Below are 18,644 nucleotides of genomic sequence, written 5' to 3'. Positions count from 1 at the left end.
AAATGAGATGGAGAACAAAGTTTGGTAAATGCATCTACGTCTCGCCCTCTGGCTATAAAGTTTGTCAAAATTTTTTTTATCGATGGCTCACTCTCGGCAGTAATGCACTGCAAACTGTAATTAGCAGATACAATCCAAAAAAACCTGTTTTACACTACATACCCGTTCTTACTCTCATGGCTCGTAAACTGCCGGGCGACAATTGTTTACTTGGCCTTGGTGGTGCCAGTGTCGCTCAGTTATTAAACTCTGAGATACCGGGGCACTCAATAATTGCAGTAGATAGCAGTGAAGAAGTAATTTATATTGCAAAACGGTTTTTCATGGTAGATAGTATTCCTTACTTAACTATAGTGCATCAAAATGCCAATGAGTATGTACGTGAATGCAACACTACCTATAATCATTTAATGATTGACCTGTACGGTGCAAATAATTTCCCTGATGAATGTTGCAATGAAGAATTTTTTATTCATGCCAAAAAGAGATTAAAGGAGCATGGGATTCTATCAGTGAATTTAGCAAATTATAAAGAGCAGTGGCCTATTTTTAAAATGATCAAAAAGCAGTTTAAAAATACATTGGTCATTCCCGTTAAAAAAAGTGCCAACATAGTGATTATTGCTTCGGCAAATGGGGATAAAGAAGTTTTTGTTAAGCAAATACTATCCTATCTTGAAATAAAGCGTATTATCTGGATGGACTCATGGGGCTACGTGGGTAAATATAAAAATTAATTCTGGTCCGACCTCGAGTGATAGCGAGAGATCTCCAGAAAACAGGCATAAGGCACTGCATTGGAGATCCTTCACTAAATTCAAGATGGTGTTTATATTTCCATCAAGTCTTTTTCTTTCTCAACAAGTACTCCATCTACTTCAGCAATATACTTATCAGTCAGCTTTTGTATGACTTCAGCTGCGCGACGTTCATCATCTTCAGAAATCGCTTTATCTTTGACAAGTTCCTTCAACTGATTATTTGCATCTCTGCGAATACTCCGAATTGAGACTCTGCCTTGCTCACCCTCACTTCGAACTACTTTTATTAAATCCTTTCTTCGCTCTTCCGTTAAAGGAGGCATCGGGACTCTAATAGCACTTCCTGCAGTAGATGGATTTAAACCTAAATCAGAGGTCAAAATAGCTTTTTCTATAGCTGCTACCATAGACTTTTCCCAAGGAGTAACTAAAATCGTACGGGAATCACTAGTAGTTACGTTAGCTACCTGGCTCAAAGGAGTTGAATTTCCATAATAATCAACTTGAACGTGATCCAATAAGCTGGAATTTGCTCTGCCAGTTCGAATTTTAGTCATGTCAGTACGCAATGCTTCAATGGTCTTCTTCATTCGTTTTTCTGAATCTTGCTTGATGTTATCGATCATGATTTGCTCCCACAATAGTTCCTACTCGTTCTCCACGCACAATTCGTTTTAAGGCCTCTGGTGCTGCCATATCAAAAACCTGTAGTGGCATTCCCTGATCTTGACATAAACAAATTGCCGTAGAGTCCATAACTTCCAATCCCTTTGTTAGCACCTCTTTATAAGTCAAATAATCATAACGAATTGCGTTAGGATTTTTTATGGGATCTGCTGAATAAACACCATCGACCTTTGTTGCCTTCAAAACAACATCAGCGCCAATTTCTATAGCCCTTAAACAAGCGGCTGTATCCGTTGTAAAAAAAGGATTACCTGTTCCAGCTGCAAAAATTACTACATGACCAGTACGTAAATGAGTAATCGCTTTACGTCGATGATATGAGTCAACTACGCCTAACATAGGAATTGCTGACATGATACGTGCTGGTAAATCAATGCGTTCTAAAGAATCTCGCATCGCCAAGGCATTCATGACGGTTGCAAGCATCCCCATATGATCACCAGTAACACGCCCCACTCCGGCTTCTGATAGTGCTTTTCCGCGGAATAAATTGCCACCACCGAGAACCAGACCAACCTCTACGCCCATGCTTATTAATTCTGCTACATCCTGGGCTAGAGTATCTAATACCGAAGGATCAATGCCGAACTGTGACTGCCCCATTAGCGCTTCGCCACTAAACTTGAGCAGTATCCTTTTGTATTTTAATTCAGGATGGACATCACTCATCATTTACGAACCTGAGCCATCACTTCTTCAACGAAATTATCTTCTTTTTTCTCAATACCTTCACCAACTTCATAACGAATAAATGAAATAACTTCAGCATTTTTTTCTTTTAAAAGTTGACCGACTTTGATATTAGGATCTTTAACATACGGCTGTCCTAACAAGCTTACTTCATCAATAAATTTATTTATTCGACCTTCAATCATCTTGTCAATGATGTCTTGTGGCTTGCCACTTTCTTTAGCTTGAGCAGTAAAAATTTCACGTTCGTTTTCAATTGCTTCAGCTGATACTTGATCACGATTAACTACTATAGGTTTGCTCGCTGCAACATGCATGGCTATATCTTTAGCCAATGCTTCGTCTCCGTTTTTCAACGCAACCATCACACCGATACGCGCACCATGTAAATAATAACCAACAACCCCACCCTCACAATGCATTCTTTCAATACGACGTAATTTGATGTTTTCACCAATTTTAGCAACTAATTCTTGTCTTGCCTGTTCAACTGTAATGCCAGTAGGTAGGTTTTGATTAGATAATGCAGCAATATCTGTAACAGAACTATTCAATGCAACTTCTGCAACTTTATTTGCAAAATCAGTAAAATTTTCATCGCGAGCAACGAAATCAGTTTCACTATTGATCTCGATCATCACTGATGTTCGCTCATCAGCAGAACGAGCAATTACTATAATCCCTTCAGCTGCCACTCTATCCGCCTTTTTGTCAGCCTTTGCCTGACCTGCTTTACGCATTTCAGTAATTGCTGCTTCGATATCACCGTTAGTTGCTATAAGAAACTTTTTACATTCCATCATGCCAGCGCCTGTACGCTCACGAAGTTGCATTACTAATCCAGCACTAATTGTTGACATTTTCAATTCTCCACATAGCAAAAAGGGGGCCAGTTAAAAATAACGCCCCCTTTATTCAAATATTAATTATTCCCCGGCTTTTTCTGCATCTTTAGCACTACCTTTAGCGCTTATGTCTGCTTCTACAAACTCGGAATCAGATGACATTCCACCCACAGTGTTGCTGTTTTTACCATCTAAAATTGCGTCTGCAACACAACGAACATAAATATCTACAGCTCGCATGGAGTCATCATTACCAGGAATAACATAATCAATGTTATCAGGGCTATTGTTCGTATCAACAACACCAATAACAGGTATTTTTAATCGTCGCGCTTCTTCAACAGCGATGTGTTCAAAGCCAACATCTACAACAAATAACGCATCAGGTAATCCGCCCATATGCTCAATTCCACCTAAGCCTCGATCCAATTTTTCAAGTTCTCGGGTGAGCATCAATGCTTCTTTCTTAATCATATCGTTAAACAATCCTTTTTCCTTCATTTCTTTTAATTCCTTTAATCGGAATATAGATTGACGGACTGTTTTATAGTTGGTCAACATACCACCTAACCAACGATGATCTACATAGGGCATGCCACAACGTTTCGCGTGTTCACGAATACTTTCTTGTGCTGCTCTTTTAGTACCAACAAATAGAATTTTTGCTTTATTAGAAGCCAATCGTCCAACGTAATTGAGCACGTCATTCAACATAGGCATGGTTTTTTCAAGGTTTATAATGTGAATTTTATTTCTTGATCCAAATATATATTCACCCATTTTTGGATTCCAAAAGCGGGTTCTGTGTCCAAAATGAGCTCCTGCTTCGAGCAATTCACGCATACTTACATTCATAGTTTAATCTCCAGGGTTAAGCCTCCACGCTTCCCATACGAAACCCACAAGGGACCCTATCGTATGTGACGAAACGTGTGTGTATTTAAAGCGCGTTATTTATAACACATCGAGTGTAATTCAGCAATCAGATTAAGCCACAACAGGATATTTAATATATCTATGATGAGCTGTAATGTCCAATAAAAAAATTTGCTGTACGTATTTTATAGTATTATACAATGGAGTATATATTAACCTTATAATTCAGTCATAACTTAATTGGCTAAGAAATGAAATATGCAAATCCTGGAAAAGATACGAATCACTCAGGAAGATGAGTTTAACTAAAAACCAAGAGGAAATAATAATGAATAAGAAAACTGTCTGGTTAACTGCTGCCGCATTAAGCGTCATGATAGGTCAAGTAAGCTTTGCAGCAACCGAGTCTAGCAAATCAAGACCTTGCACGTGCCATCATAACGCACAAAGGTTATCTGAAAAACTTAACTTAACTACTGAACAAAAAGCCCAAATCAAAACAATTAGAGCACAAACACATCATCAATTAAAAACAGCCAATGAGCAACTAAAAGCTCTTAAATTAAAAATTAATGCGTTAGCCAATAATGATAAAGTAGATGAAGATAAGTTAAATACCTTAATCACCCAAAGAAATAACGTTAAAGGTGCTATGTTAAAAAAAGAAGTGATGATGCAAAACCAAATTTATAATACCTTAACAGCTCAGCAAAAATTCCGTTATAAAGAATTGAAAGCAAAGTGGGCTACAAAAAAAAATAGTTAATCCATCAAGTTAATAAGTTAAATATAAACCACAATAGGCAGGACTGATTGTGGTTTATATAAAAGGTCAATGGCGACGATAGTGTCGCTAAGCTCGTGATTGATTTTAGCCATCCATGGCTGAAATCGACTCGCAAACGCGACAAGTATGCCTCCGGCGGCCCTGGCCGTCCTGTGTCCGCTTGTTTTTTCACCCCATTCGGGGTTCAAAAACAACGCTACCCCAATGACTGACGCCTTTTCGGATGCCTTATATTTTGCCTGCGGCAAAACATCCGGCTCTAAGGCTACCAGGGACTACCAGCCTCGCTCGTTCCTCGCTTCCTTGGCTGGCAGCGTTTGATCTCAGCTCACGTATGATATTCAAACCAGACAGGCATTACCTTATTTAAATATACCATAAACTTCCATAACCCAACCTGAGACTCAACACTGCCCAAAGGATCAGTTCTCAGTTCAGGGTAAGCAATTCCTAAACCAAAAAGACCTGGGCCGATAATACCAACATGGGGATTATGTTTCGTATCCTCATAATCACCAATAACAATATTCTGACGCTTTTCGAAACCTACTGCATAAATAACTTTATTACATTCAGGTAAATAACGTGATATGTTCGGCTTGCTCGTATTGTAACGAACCAAATTGGCAGGCAAAATACCATCTATATTCTCTCTGGCCCAGTCAGCAGTCTGCCCTTTAAGCCCAGTATTATCGAAGAGTATCCAATCACCCATTTCTATGGCATAACGACATGGAGAGCGGTAAAAATTAATTATTTTTTTCACTCCCAAATCAACAAGATGGCGCACAATTATAATTGCAGAGTGAGATGAACCAAAAACAGCATAAGTCTCATCTTTATTCACTATATGCGACAGTTTCTCTTCGTCTATTGCTAAATCAAAAGGAATAACCTCAACCCCAGGATAATTAAGAGTAGAGGGAGAAGCACCGGTTGCCAAAATAACATTTCTCGCTTTAAAGGTATGCGAATCAGAACATAAGAACCATGTCCGTTCGGATAAATGCATAGTAGTAATGATTGTTTTTTGGATTTCAACTTTTTCGATTAAATGATCTGAAACCCATTGTAAAGGCTCAACAACGTATTTCAGAGTACAGGTATCTTCTGGTGTTAACTCATTTAACTGGAAATTTTGCGCCTGATTTTTATAAGAAAAGGAGGATGGGGAAAGTAAGAAATCATTGAAGAGCTTAACTTTAGTATTGCTTGAAACATTAGGCCAAAATTGACCAAGATCACCGACCTTGAAACAAGGATCAATCCATAAAATGGTATCCGGATTAATACCATTATCTAATAATTTACCAGCAGCAGCAATTCCAGCTGGTCCAGCACCGACAATAGCCCACTGAAATGTTTTTTTATTTTTCTGATTCAAATTACTCTTCCTTGTTTGTAGCCATCAAAGTTTCAACTCACAATACATTTCAGAAAAAATAAAAGGTTAAACTCAAACGGTTTTCAAATTGGTCTGAGTTTAACCTCAATATATCATCTAGAGTCAAAACAAAACACTTAATTGCAGCTTTGTTGCAACCAACAACCTCTGGATGGATGACATATGCTTATTGTTTGACATGTGTAACCATAATACGGAGAACCTGTAACGCCCCCCGCTGGGTACCAACCACCACCATGCCACCCACCATCACGCCAACCACCATAAGCTCCTGCACAGACGCTAACCAAGACACATAAAGTAAATACCAAGGCACGCATCACATTTTCTTTTACGTAAGTGTTCATGACTTACTCTCACGGTTAATTTTGTAACAAACCATACAATTATAGCTCATTATGCCTTGATTTTTTTTGCAGTGAAACCAAAACACCCCAAAATATGTTTTTTGTTATATCCATGTCAATTTTAGCAAATTCACATTTTAATTCAGGAGTTATGAGGTGTTATTTATAATTAACTTATGATTTTATTAAATAAGGGATTTTACTGTGTTTGAAGAAATAAACGGTTCTTAATATCTTTTAAGTTGGAACGAAACTATTAACTTCATCTTCATTATTTGCCTCTTCCTCTTCATCTACTTCTGGAATTGCTGCTAAAACTGGTTCATATGGTGTCGGGGAAAAAAGCTTAGGGTATTTTTCGTCTTTCATGAATGACATGATTTATTTCTTCATTGTGGGTAAGTTAACGATTGTATCAAGTTTCTTGAAAAGAAGAAGCCTTTTTTAACATGCCATAGCAATTTCTTGCTCTTTTTTTGTTTCGCTCTTTAAATCAAATAGTATATATAATGATTCATTAATTCGATTGAATAATCACCTCGTTCAATTAGCTTTTTTAGTATGGAACACGCACCCCATAAGTTATCTTTGTCCCATCCTCATTTAAAACAAAACTTTTTCCCATCATTGTTTGCAGAAATATATTAGGAATTTTATTGAGATTATCGGGCCAATTAAAGAGCATTATCGCCAAAATATTGCGATGCTCCCCTTTATCAAGATCGAATGAGTTTTTTTTATCCGGAATCATACGATAAGTTCTACTATAAACTGTAGTTAAATAGGATTTAATTAAATTAACAGTATTCATATCACTGTTCTTAACTAACATCAGACAAACTCCCACTTCTGCAATCACATCATTCTCAGTACGTGCTATTATTTCGCTAATATGGTTTTTAAAATAGGTTGTAATCCACTCAAATGAGTCAGGACTTAGCCTGGTTTGATAAAAACGACTGGCACTGATAACAAAATGAGTCATCCCATAGATTTTTGCTGAATACTCTAAATCAGTTAGATGACCATCTTCGGTGTCTGGGAATACGATTTTGAATTGATTAGTGTAGGGCTCTCTTAAATCAACTATCCCTAATTTATATAAATAATAGACATAATTAACCAGCTGTGCGCCATAAATCTTAATGTTTTCCTCATCAAGAATATAATTTTTCAGATCATTTTCTTTTGTTTTCAGGAAATTGATCGCTGTAAGTGTATCTGGAAAGAGCGGAGTTTCTTCCAAGTGATAGGAATAAATTTTATTGGTTAAAATAAGTAAGTTAAGATAATAAGCTATTCGGGGAAATTTTAGACCTTTTCTAACTCTATCTTTTGTTTTATCGGTATCGAGTTCTGTAATCGTTAATAATCTTTTATTTTCATTTTCTATGAAGGTGTCGTTTTTTAAATTATCAAGAAGATATCTATATCTATCACCGAGTAAATATAGATAATTAATAACAGGGTTAAGATATTCTTCATTACCCGTTAAAGCATACATCCTGATTGCAAAATGTTCTTGTTTAACAATAGGTAGAATATACATTTTTGATTGATAATTCTTTAAAATTCTGTCCCCGATACTCGCATATGAGGTTGAATTTAACAAACATACAATAATAATTAGATAACGCATAGAATCTCTAATAATCCTTTGAAGAGTTTAGTGGAGGTAATTTAGCAAATAATAATTAACGGAATATTAACAGGTCACGAAAAAATGGATGTAAAAAAGTGAGCAATTGGATTGATTAGCGTTTATCACCTGAAAATTCGGGATTTGATGAACATACCGTTAAACCTTGAAATATGCCTTAAACCAGATAAACAATCAATCATATATTTTTTATACAATAAATTTCTATGATAACTGTTTATAACAGCACAACGTATTATTTATAATGGAAAAATCAAAAAAGGATGAGCTAACTCCCTAGCTTAAACCAAGAAGTTGAGTTGCTCATCATGCTATTGCAAGGTAATCCTTACCAAATTGCTCTAAATAATCGTTGTAATTACCCAAGTAATTCTGCACTCCATACTGTTCTGTTAAAACTAAAACACGCGTTGAAATATGGTCAATAAAATAACGATTATGGCTAACAAATAATACAGCCCCTGAAAATTGTTGTATCGCTTCTATTAATGCATCAATAGATTCAAGATCCAGATGGTTAGTAGGCTCATCAAAGATGAGCACATTATGTTTCTCTAAAATCAATTTAGCCATAATCAGGCGGGCAGACTCTCCGCCACTTAATAAACCAATCTTTTTATCAACATCAGCGCCTCGGAATAAAACCTGCCCCAAGACTTTTCTTGTTTCCTGAGCTGGGGCAGCTATATTATCTTCCATCCATTGCCATACAGTTTGCTCAGGAGATAGTTGAGTTCGATAATCCTGAGCAAAATACCCGACACTTACTGTTTCACTCCACTCGAAATTCCCAAAATCTGGCTGCAATTCATTTAATAAAATTTTCAGCAAGGTGGACTTTCCAATACCATTTGGTCCTACAATGGCGCATTTGTCGTTACGTTGTATCGTAAATGAAACATCCTTTAATAAGACCCGCTCATCAAATCGTTTATGGAGACTCTCTACATTGATAACTGATTTTCCAGAGGGTTTTTTCTGATGAAAATTAAAATAGGGTTTAAAAATTATAGTGGACCCCAAAAATGAGACAGTGGTGTAAAATAGAAACCATTGTTAAACGGGGTACCAAGTGGCTAAAAAAAAATTTACATCTGACTTCAAAGCAAAGGTAGCAATTGAGGCATTAAAAAGTCACAAGACGACCAATGAATTGGCATCTGAATTTGAGGTGCATGCAACACAAATCAATCTGTGGAAAAAACAATTACTGGATGGAAGCAAGCAATTGTTTAGCGGCAAGCATGACAAAGACATGGACTCCATCATACAAGAACGAGATCGATTATACACGCAAATAGGCCAGCTAGCGGTTGAGTTAGACTGGCTTAAAAAAAAGACCGGTCATCTAAGTTGAGCGTGCGGGAGAAGCGAGCCATGATTGATGTCAATCACCCTACACTCAGCATCGTACGCCAATGTGCATTGGTTAATTTGTCACGCGCTAGCTACTATCGCACTGCTGGCGAAGGAATATGTACCGAGAGCCCAGAGAATCTGGCTTTGATGGTCTTGATTGATGAGGAATACATGCGCCATCCTTTCTATGGAAGCAGAAAGATGCGTTCTTATTTACGTCGCCTTGGCCATGACGTTAACCGTAAGAGAGTGCAGCGTTTGATGCGGATCATGGGTCTGGTTTCAGTGGCACCAAAGCCGAATACGAGTAAAAAGAACAAGGAACAAAAGGTTTATCCCTACTTGCTACGTGGTTTAGTGATTGATCGACCCAATCAGGTTTGGTGCACCGATATTACCTACGTTAGGATGCAAGGAGGCTTTGTATATTTGGTGGCAATAATGGACTGGTATAGCCGCAAGGTGCTCTCTTGGAAGGTATCAAACAGCATGGATGATGACTTTTGTGTAAGCGCGTTGGAGAGCGCCATCAGGCTCCACGGCAGGCCTGATATTTTTAATACGGATCAAGGCTCCCAGTTTACCAGTAAGGCGTTTACCGATGTTTTAAAAGACCATGACATCAAAATTAGCATGGACGGGAAAGGTCGATGGATGGATAATGTGTTCATTGAACGGCTATGGCGTTCAGTCAAATATGAAGATATTTACATAAAAGAATACGGAACAGTTTTAGCACTACGAAATGGTTTAAGGGTGTATTTCAAGTTTTATAACGACGAAAGACCTCATCAATCATTTGGAATATACACGCCGTCAGAGGTTTATGCTGGCCTATATGAGGCTGCAGCGTAATGGAATGCCTGTGGATATGTGGACGCGTCCTGCGGATCAGCCATCGCCCTTCGGGACATGTGGACAAGCCATGGATAACAAAAAGACGTTATCCACCGCTTGACCACACTCGATGGCTTCGCGCCCACATACCCACAGGCTCAATAACAGGTGTTTCATTAACTGCTATTGTGGTTGACTCGTGTGCTACGCACCCTCGTCAACGAAAGAAAGTAGAATTAAAGTTATATCTTAAATTAAACGGATCGCTGTCTTGACAATGGGGTCCACTGTACACTTTGATTGAAAAATATGGCTTTAACAACTGATGAACATAGATTCCAGGGAATTGGGCAGCTACTAGTCCTAGAAAACCTTTTGACGAAAACAAAAGCTGTAGAGTTTTATAAGCTTGCGGCCGAAGAAAAAACTTCTTTGCTTCAATACCTTGTTAAAAATAATATCTTATCTGCCGAACAAATTGCCTCTACTGCAGCTCAAAGTTTTGGTGTGCCTTTGATCGATATAGATTGCATAGATATTGAAAATACTCCTTTAAATCTGGTAAATGAAAAACTTATTCGTCGCCATGCAATGATCCCCTTATTTAGTCGAGGAACTAATTTATATCTAGCTACAGATGATCCCAGCAAACAAGCTTCCTTAAATGAAATTCAATTTCATACTGGGTTAAATACTTATGCAATAGTTGTAGAAACAGACAAGCTTAGCTTATTTATAGATCATTTATTATCAGCTAAAGAAAACCAGGGACTTATGGATTATGGTGATGATCATGATTTAGAAGGCTTGGAAATTAGTTCAGATGACGAAGAACCGGATGTTGAGAGTCCAGCATCGGTTACAGAAGATGCCCCCATTGTTAAGTTTGTTAATAAGATTTTATTAGAAGCAATTAAAGAAGGTGCTTCGGATATTCATTTTGAACCGTACGATAGAGAATATCGTATTCGTTACAGACAAGACGGTATTTTACATGAAGTAGCAACACCCCCAGCAAATTTGTCATCTCGCATCACTGCCCGTATCAAAGTAATGTCAAATTTAGATATTTCTGAAAGACGAATCCCTCAAGATGGGGGCTTTAAGGGGTCCTGTGGAAGAACTGACAAAAAGTGGGATTTCAAGATTAGGCCCAACAATCCGTGCAATTTTATAGCAAATAGTTAAAAATGCACGCGTTACTTAAGTAACTTTCCAAAAATGCTGTTTTAAATGTTTTTCCAGTTCCTCAACCATTGCTGCAATATTAATATCACCATTACTTTTTTTAAAACTGTACTTTCCGGTAAAGGCAATATGCGCCCAAGCAATAGGTGATATTCTAATAAACTCATCAATAATGTCTTGGCTAACCCCTTCTTTAAGCATTTTTTCATAAATAGTATTCAAAATAATACCGTTGTAGGCAATGATGCAGTTTGCAACAAGTCTTACTGCATGTGCGCTGACTCGATTGTTAACAATTTTCTTTCCCTTAAAGACCCCACGATAAACTTTCCTAATGAGACCTTGCAATTGGTGATAAGCCTCTGTCCGATTTCTTGCCGCACGTATGGCCTTCCTAAGCGCCATGTTATCTATTAAATTTAATACATGCGTACTTTTTAATATTTTATTGTACTCAAAAAGTGCTTTTTTTAATCTTCCATACCGAGCAGAAGAATTTATTTTTTTAACGATGATGCTCTGAGTATTTTCCTGCAGAAGTAAGGAGAGTAAAACCCGTAATATCCCTCTTTCCTCAGCTTGAATCAGGCTTTTATCAATGATCCCACTAGGACGAATAATTCCAGTGTAGTTATCAACTGATTTAACCGAAAACAAGTCATTTGTCGCTTCTTTAACATTTTTTATACTTGGAACATATTCAATATCTATTGAATCCAGTATAACAAAATTGAGTTGATTTAAAGAGTGGTTGTCTCCAGTCACCATGTCAATATCAATGTCTGTCTTATTGCCAAAGATTACATCATAGAGACAGTGTCCTTCATACTCATTAGGCCCAATATTCTTGGCATTCACAGCAACAAAATTAGCAATTAATGTGTACACAGAAAGCCCTGGTTCTTTGCCAAGAAATTTTTTTGAATATCTTGACTGAATTGTACTTTCACTAGTTGGAAGCTTTTGTCCGTCTGCATCAGCTAATAATTGTAAATCCATTAAATTCCATTGTTTAAAAATAGGCAATGAATGGAGTAGATTGCTTGCTATATCATTCGCAGGGCATAAGGTATCCACACGAATGAAATCTTCATGAGTTGATCGCAAAAGATTATGGCTAAGATCTGACATATCAGCCATTTTTTCCTCACCAATACCAAAGGCATCGGACAGTACGCACGCATTAACAACCAAAGGAACAGGCTTTCTTTTTTTATGATAACGGGTTTTCATGTGGGTAAATGCACGCCACATATCAACGTGATTACCAATATGCATAGTAATATCAGGGATTTCTACTTGTGTGAGGGTCTTAAAAAAAGCATCATCTAGCTTATCCAGGCTATCGTAGCCTAGACTCCACTCTTGCTCACCAGATTTAGTTTCTTTTATCAGAAATCCAGGATTTTCGCCAAGACTAATGCGTTTTGTTGCCCTATCCCACGTGTTATCCAGTACGTTAAGCACTTCATCTAAGTGCTCACTGCAATAGATTGGAATATTTGGATAACCAAATTCATGGGCTATTTTTTCTACATCATCCACTAACGCATCATCAATTAAATCATGGTCTATGTCACAATAAGAGACACTTTCATTGCAACAGAGCAGTCCTTTATCTAAACGACGATACATTTTTTGATAGACAAAAAATTCAAATAAATGGGGATCTACCTGTTCATCAGTTGGATTTTCTTTCAAGTAAAGAATCATTGTTTTAGAGATGGTGTCCTCCAAATCCTTGTCAGCTTAAATGATGATGGACTTTTATCAGCACCATAATGTTTTTTGAGTAAATCGATAAGCTTCATAATATCGCTGTCTTTTTTATAAAATACGAGCGGTACTGCTAACATAATAGGCCGGAGATACAATGCAATTTGCCTTGATGATTCCAGATAAAATGCCCATTTAGCTGCTTTTTTATCAAATACACTGCCTTCCAAAAATTGTGCAAGGGCAGGGAACTGTTCCTCTGGTAAAATATTATAAGCTTGGTGGTTTAGCTCATCATGGGTTAAATTCTGCTTGCGATTTGGAAACCATTTTAGAAATCGAGCCAATTTTGGTAAGTCAACAACTAAACCAGAACTATGCTCAGTCATTGCCTTTTCAGCATATATTTTACCCTCATTCATTATACCTCTGGTGTGATATATAAAGCTGGTAATTAAGTGATCCATAATTTGTTGATAACGATGATATACAAAACACAGAGCTTGAAGCCATTGTTGTGGCTTACTTAAACGTCTGAGCCTAGAAGCAGCGTATTGTTCCGCTAAATCAGCATAATAGCGAATAGAATTCTTGGATATTTTGAGTCTTGGGAGGAAGTTTTTTGCAAAATCATATAATTCGACAAGTCCCAATGCCTTATCTACCTCAGCCTTGATAGCCTTATATTTAAAATTCTTCTGATCCAACCGTATTACATTCAATGGAGTTATCCCATCCTCTTTATTGATTAAAACCGACAGTTGTTCTTTTTTTGATTCTGGAATAACTGAAATAAGTTCATCAAGTCGAGCATCTTCCATTGAATATGCATTGGTAAACATATCCTGTATGGTGCGATACGAAGGTAAAACAATCTGTTGACTACTAAAGTAGTTTAATAATTGTCGTAGAGCATCATGTCCTTTAGGGTAAAGTTTGATCAACTCACTTAAATGAAGCTGAATTTTGGACTCATGCATTGGCTGCCAATCTTTAAAGCCAAACAACAAGAGAATATCAGTTTTTTGTTTTTGATAAGTTTTAAAATCGATTTGACCTGTAAGTCCCAGTAGGCGTTCCCCGAAATATTTTCCTAAAATAAATTGTGAGTTATTATCTTGGCCTAAATTAAATTTATAAAACTGTTGCTTGGCCTTAAAATAGCCAAGCAATCGAATAAAATAAATCTGTGCCTTCGTAGTGCGATATTTTTTGACGATGAGCATTTCCTCATCCGTTATTGAAAAATACAACTCTCGTTCAGCTTTATTAAATTCAGGGATAGCATAAATGGCTTCAATTTCTTGATCAGATAACAGGTTTATTCGATTAGGGCTATACATTAATTACTTGGATACCTATTATTGAAAACGTTCGTTTTTGAGCATACTTACTTGGCTTAGTGATATCACTATGTTTATTGGATCCATGGATTCTCAATAACCATTCTTGATATTGCTTTCTTGCTGCATTATACTAGATATGAGTTTTGAGAATAGAGGACAACGAGTAAATGCCAACAATTAGTGCATTTTATGGAATACTGATTCAAATGTTTTGGGGTGATCATGCACCTCCTCATTTTCATGCCTTATATGCTGAATATGAAGTTCTTATTGATATTCATACACTTGAAGTGGTTCGAGGCTCTATGCCCCGCAGGGCATTGGCTTTAGTATTAGAATGGGCTTTTCAGCACCGTGCTGAATTATTTGAGGATTGGACATTATGCGAAAACAATCAGTCGCCAAAGAAAATATCGCCCCTGGAATAGTTTGTACCGCTCCTTGGAGACTAACGAAAGTCACACCACTGCCCAATTATGAGCTTGAAGTTGAATTCAATGACGGAACGCATGGGTTTGTTGAAATGGTTAAATTGATCATGAGTGATAAAGCAGGTGTATTTGCAGTACTTCAAGATAAAGACCTTTTTAATAAGGCTCATCTTGAATATGGAGTACTCACTTGGCCTGGTGAAATTGATTTAGCACCGGATGCAATGCATGATGCAATCAAACAAAAAGGCCGTTGGGTTTTGTAATAGAGGATTTACTATGCTGGTTGGTTATGCGCGTGTTTCCACAGTGGATCAAAATTTGGATCTTCAACTTTCAGCATTGAAAGAAGTTGGTTGCGAAAAGCTCTATCAAGATCAAATATCAGGGACTAAAGCAAATCGTCCAGGACTTAGTATGGCTCTTGAAGTATTGAGAAAGCATGACACCTTAGTTGTTTGGAAGCTAGACCGATTAGGTCGCACAGTTAAGGGGTTAATTGATTTGGTTAATCAATTACATCAAAAGGAAATCCATTTTAAAAGCATTACCGATAATGTCGATACATCTACACCAGCGGGTCGTTTCTTTTTTCATGTTATGGCAAGCCTTGCCCAAATGGAACGTGAATTATTGGCAGAAAGAACTAAAGCGGGCTTAGCAGCTGCCAAGGCAAAGGGCCGGGTTGGTGGTCGCAAGAGAAAAATGACCCAAAGTAAGATTGAATCAGCTAAACAATTACTTGCTTCTGGCACCCTACCAAAGGATGTCGCACACGATCTTGGTATATCTGTACCAACTTTGTATCGTTGGGTTCCCGCATCAAATAATCTGGATTAAAATAAGCCAAGTTATAAAAGAGGGACATTACTTATTATTCTGCTATAAATCACATGTTTGTTTACATCGAAATACACTACAATCAAAAAAGGCTTCATTGAAAAGTTCGAATATAAATTAACTCAGGTTGAAGTTAAATTGTTCGCAGGGCAGAATACCTGTTTTTTCAGGTCATGCTCAAATTAAGATGTAATTCATTCTACTATAAGGATAGGGATATCATGATAAGAATTTTATTATCCGTTTGTTTTTCACTAATGTTTAACGCACTAGCTGCTGCAGCGATAAATAGTTCCATTCCACAATCATCAACGACTGGACCAAGCATATTTGTAAATGGCACACTTTCCATTACGGTTGATGCAGCACCTGCTGTTGGATTACCTGCCCCCAAGATACTCGTGATGCGAGGCTTTGTAACTGTTTATCAAAAAGACGTCAATTGGGGGGATACCTGGAATTTAAATATCCCCTCTGGCAATTATAAAATATTCCCATTACCCGTTTCAGATGGCACTGATTTTTATATAGCAAATTCAATGTTCATTTTCGTGCCATCTAATACCACGGTCAATAGTTTGGTTACTTACCATATCGTTTAAATCAACAGGGTACGGGCGCACCATTTTGGAAGCACTGATTTCCGCCATTATCATTCAATGTGCCACCATTTATAATGGGCGCTCCGACTGCTGTACCTGAAGTAACGAGTGAAATAATAGTATCTTGTAAATTTGCGGTTGCTGTTGGATCACCTACTACTACTCCGGCAATACTACCACTGTTGCCAGCAACGTTAATTGAAGAATTATTAAAGTCGAAAGTTCCATTCCCACTAGTCAGAACTCCGGCTGCTGTACCGCCGCCATTATTGTTGGAAGTAACAGAAATAGCGGATTGATCAATATTAATATTTGAACTAATACCATTTGGATTGTTTGCTTGATTAAACACACCACCAGCAAGTCCTGCGTCATCCGCATTAACAGTTATCGTCGATCCGGTAATGGATACAGTTCCTTTCCCAAGTCCTTCAGTGGAGTTATTATTTAAAACACCAGCAACAAAACTTCCATGGACTAAATTAGCAGAAATAGTAGAGTTTGAAATAGTTACCAATCCCACTTCATTATTTACAAAGCCAAAAGAAATTGAACTATTGTTGGCCGTATCAGTATTAGACGTTGTTATAGAAGAGTCAGAGATATTTAATCCACCAGAGCGTAAATTTGCAACACCAATACTAAGGCTTCCAGGTGAATTACTGACATCACTTGTCATATTGGTATTATAAATATTAAGAAAACTCGACTTTAGCCAATTATGCAGCCAAAGCCAGTTGATAAATCAATAAGTTAGCAGTTTTTTCGGTTATTTTTAAAGAATCCGTATTATTTTCGTAATTTTTAGACATTGAAAAATACATCTTCACCCAGATTGATCTTCTTATGGCTGTAATAATGTCGACTAAGGTGAGCTCGCCCTTTTTGTCATACCATGATGTAGTTTCTTGCACTAACAATTTTTTAGTTTCATGCATTTTAATGGCAACCAGTACCAATATCGAAAGTAGTCCCATAAGCAGAGGGGTAGTTCTTGCAATAGCCTTATCTGACCACTGACGCTGTGTTTCAATGCCTAAGTGGGCACGGGTTTCTTCAAAGGTAACTTCAATGTTCCAGCGTAAAACAAACCACTCAATAATTTGTGTCGGTGAATTTTCCGTATTGGTGCTGAAAAATGTCTCCGCCTCATTCTTACCATCGGGTGTTTTAACAAGCACTATGCGTAGCCTTATTGGTGGAACGCCTGCATGATACCATAGGCATTCAAAGGTTAAGCACTCAATAGTTTTTTGTTCACCACCATACCACTTTACCTGAAGTGTATCCCATGTCTTAGTATCTACTAGTAATTCCTTGAGCCGGATACGCTGTCCTTTAATTTGATTTCTTCCACGCTTTCCCGCTGGCTTGACCTCAGGAAATTCAAATAACTGCGCATCCATTCGTACTCTGGATATGAGTGTTGCACCATTTTTTATACAGACTTTTGCAAGGGCCATACAAGCATAGGCGCCATCACCAACCAAAATCCAAGGGGTACGGTGCAACCATCGGCTGACACAACGCACCATTTGTATGGTCCAGTCTATCGATGTTTTGTGTCTTTTTCCTGAGGCCTCATCTGACTTTTTTGATGGTGAAAGGATAACCATAAAAGGCAAAGCCCATGGTCTTTTACACCAAGGAAGCGGTACTATCAAGGTCATGCATTCCCATTTCAAACCAAAACAAATAACCACCCGTGATTGGCTGGACGCAACAGCATCACGGTATGCTCCTTTGGCTTTGATGTTCTTTCCGCGTCGGCGCTCCAGTGTTTCATCAACAGCAACAATCTTGGGCCATGATTCAGGAAGCAGTGTGATTAAAAGACCAAATAAAATTTTGCTGGCAGTTAAACCACTCCATTGTGTACGACTCAATACACGATGATATTTTGAGAAATTTTTAACCTCGCTTAAGCCCATAACACGTAAAATACTCGTAATACGCCTTGCCCCTCGACAAAGGATGGCACCAATGAAAAGCGTATTGATATTGTTCCAGGTAGGACGTGTAAATAAAGGTGCAAAAGCAGCTAAAACGGATATAATCTCGGGTGTCATTGTTGAGCAACTCCTTGTACCTTATTGTTTTTGCGAACATCAAGATACTCGCTTTATCCGCTTTAGCAATTTTTTTAAATAGGAGTCATCCCGCTCTTGGCCTCACACCACGAACATACAGAACAAAAATCAACATGAAACGATGGAGTATTAATATAGGCGCGGTTTTCTGGACACAAAAAAAGGTTTTTTAAGAGC

The 18,644-nt window shown here is 37.7% G+C and carries 19 protein-coding genes and 2 pseudogenes; 8 read left to right on the top strand and 13 right to left on the bottom strand.

Features of this window, described 5'->3' with window-relative positions; genetic code table 11:
* Positions 1–2 precede the first annotated feature (2 nt).
* Positions 3–737 carry a spermidine synthase gene (locus HRS36_RS08895; protein WP_173237033.1) on the top strand — a complete coding sequence of 245 codons (735 nt, stop codon included), beginning with the start codon at positions 3–5 and terminating at the stop codon, positions 735–737.
* Between the two features lie 92 nt (positions 738–829).
* On the opposite strand, the gene frr is transcribed toward HRS36_RS08895, so the two are convergent.
* The 4 genes from frr to rpsB form a co-directional block, all read right to left on the bottom strand.
* Positions 830–1,387: a ribosome recycling factor gene (gene frr / locus HRS36_RS08890; RefSeq protein ID WP_173237032.1), complete on the bottom strand. Its 558-nt coding sequence runs from the start codon at positions 1,385–1,387 to the stop codon at positions 830–832.
* Complete coding sequence (pyrH, locus tag HRS36_RS08885; RefSeq protein WP_173237031.1) at positions 1,377–2,120, bottom strand: UMP kinase; 744 nt, start codon at positions 2,118–2,120, stop codon at positions 1,377–1,379. Before pyrH ends, frr begins: the two co-directional genes overlap by 11 nt.
* The gene (gene tsf / locus HRS36_RS08880; protein ID WP_173237030.1) at positions 2,117–2,998 is read right to left on the bottom strand and encodes a translation elongation factor Ts; all 882 of its coding nucleotides are present in this window, start codon (positions 2,996–2,998) and stop codon (positions 2,117–2,119) included. The genes pyrH and tsf overlap by 4 nt, the downstream gene beginning before the upstream one ends.
* 66 nt (positions 2,999–3,064) lie before the next feature.
* On the bottom strand, positions 3,065–3,838 hold the full coding sequence (gene rpsB, locus HRS36_RS08875) for a 30S ribosomal protein S2 (protein ID WP_173237029.1): 774 nt from the start codon (positions 3,836–3,838) through the stop codon (positions 3,065–3,067).
* Positions 3,839–4,187: 349 nt separating this feature from the next.
* Here rpsB and HRS36_RS08870 point away from each other — a divergent pair, with 349 nt between their 5' ends.
* Entirely contained in the window at positions 4,188–4,625 is a 438-nt protein-coding gene (locus HRS36_RS08870) for a Spy/CpxP family protein refolding chaperone (protein ID WP_173237028.1), read from the top strand.
* A 349-nt stretch (positions 4,626–4,974) separates the two neighbouring features.
* Here the strand turns inward: HRS36_RS08870 and HRS36_RS08865 are convergent, their stop codons facing one another.
* The 5 genes from HRS36_RS08865 to HRS36_RS08850 all read right to left on the bottom strand — a co-directional run bounded on the left by HRS36_RS08865 (position 4,975) and on the right by HRS36_RS08850 (position 9,081).
* Complete coding sequence (locus HRS36_RS08865; RefSeq protein ID WP_173237027.1) at positions 4,975–6,030, bottom strand: FAD-dependent oxidoreductase; 1,056 nt, start codon at positions 6,028–6,030, stop codon at positions 4,975–4,977.
* 137 nt (positions 6,031–6,167) lie between these two features.
* Entirely contained in the window at positions 6,168–6,398 is a 231-nt protein-coding gene (locus tag HRS36_RS08860; protein ID WP_173235394.1) for a hypothetical protein, read from the bottom strand.
* 237 nt (positions 6,399–6,635) lie between these two features.
* Entirely contained in the window at positions 6,636–6,767 is a 132-nt protein-coding gene (locus HRS36_RS18855) for a hypothetical protein (protein ID WP_267313947.1), read from the bottom strand.
* Between the two features lie 187 nt (positions 6,768–6,954).
* On the bottom strand, positions 6,955–8,037 hold the full coding sequence (locus HRS36_RS08855; RefSeq protein WP_173237026.1) for a DUF3541 domain-containing protein: 1,083 nt from the start codon (positions 8,035–8,037) through the stop codon (positions 6,955–6,957).
* Positions 8,038–8,364: 327 nt separating this feature from the next.
* Entirely contained in the window at positions 8,365–9,081 is a 717-nt protein-coding gene (locus tag HRS36_RS08850) for an ATP-binding cassette domain-containing protein (protein WP_226905613.1), read from the bottom strand.
* A gap of 49 nt (positions 9,082–9,130) precedes the next feature.
* Between HRS36_RS08850 and HRS36_RS08845 the strand changes: the two are divergent.
* Both HRS36_RS08845 and HRS36_RS08840 read left to right on the top strand, forming a co-directional pair.
* Positions 9,131–10,272 (top strand): annotated as a pseudogene (locus tag HRS36_RS08845) (IS3 family transposase).
* Positions 10,273–10,563: 291 nt separating this feature from the next.
* A pseudogene (locus tag HRS36_RS08840) lies at positions 10,564–11,403 on the top strand (ATPase, T2SS/T4P/T4SS family); the annotation flags it as partial.
* Between the two features lie 54 nt (positions 11,404–11,457).
* Here HRS36_RS08840 and HRS36_RS18665 read toward each other — a convergent pair.
* Positions 11,458–13,143 carry a Tn3 family transposase gene (locus tag HRS36_RS18665; protein WP_226905519.1) on the bottom strand — a complete coding sequence of 562 codons (1,686 nt, stop codon included), beginning with the start codon at positions 13,141–13,143 and terminating at the stop codon, positions 11,458–11,460.
* Between the two features lie 8 nt (positions 13,144–13,151).
* A complete protein-coding gene (locus HRS36_RS18660) occupies positions 13,152–14,501 on the bottom strand; it encodes a DUF4158 domain-containing protein (RefSeq protein ID WP_226905520.1) in 1,350 nt (449 codons plus the stop codon).
* 170 nt (positions 14,502–14,671) lie between these two features.
* Here HRS36_RS18660 and HRS36_RS08830 point away from each other — a divergent pair, with 170 nt between their 5' ends.
* The 4 genes from HRS36_RS08830 (at position 14,672) to HRS36_RS08815 (ending at position 16,377) form a co-directional block, all read left to right on the top strand.
* Complete coding sequence (locus HRS36_RS08830) at positions 14,672–14,932, top strand: DUF4160 domain-containing protein (protein WP_173235446.1); 261 nt, start codon at positions 14,672–14,674, stop codon at positions 14,930–14,932.
* Positions 14,887–15,201 carry a DUF2442 domain-containing protein gene (locus HRS36_RS08825; protein ID WP_173235448.1) on the top strand — a complete coding sequence of 105 codons (315 nt, stop codon included), beginning with the start codon at positions 14,887–14,889 and terminating at the stop codon, positions 15,199–15,201. Before HRS36_RS08830 ends, HRS36_RS08825 begins: the two co-directional genes overlap by 46 nt.
* Positions 15,164–15,775, top strand: coding sequence for a recombinase family protein (locus HRS36_RS08820; RefSeq protein ID WP_476703260.1), 612 nt, complete (start codon positions 15,164–15,166; stop codon positions 15,773–15,775). The genes HRS36_RS08825 and HRS36_RS08820 overlap by 38 nt, the downstream gene beginning before the upstream one ends.
* A 221-nt stretch (positions 15,776–15,996) precedes the next feature.
* A complete protein-coding gene (locus tag HRS36_RS08815; protein ID WP_173237025.1) occupies positions 15,997–16,377 on the top strand; it encodes a hypothetical protein in 381 nt (126 codons plus the stop codon).
* 1 nt (position 16,378) lies between these two features.
* Here the strand turns inward: HRS36_RS08815 and HRS36_RS08810 are convergent, their stop codons facing one another.
* Complete coding sequence (locus HRS36_RS08810) at positions 16,379–17,056, bottom strand: hypothetical protein (RefSeq protein ID WP_173237024.1); 678 nt, start codon at positions 17,054–17,056, stop codon at positions 16,379–16,381.
* Between the two features lie 40 nt (positions 17,057–17,096).
* The gene (locus HRS36_RS08805; protein ID WP_173235460.1) at positions 17,097–18,446 is read right to left on the bottom strand and encodes an IS701 family transposase; all 1,350 of its coding nucleotides are present in this window, start codon (positions 18,444–18,446) and stop codon (positions 17,097–17,099) included.
* Between the last annotated feature and the right edge of the window lie 198 nt (positions 18,447–18,644).

The organism is Legionella antarctica, from assembly GCF_011764505.1.
Classification (GTDB): Bacteria; Pseudomonadota; Gammaproteobacteria; order Legionellales; family Legionellaceae; genus Legionella; species Legionella antarctica.
Note: the sequence above shows the minus strand (reverse complement) of the source record. Positions and strands in the feature narration are given on the sequence as shown.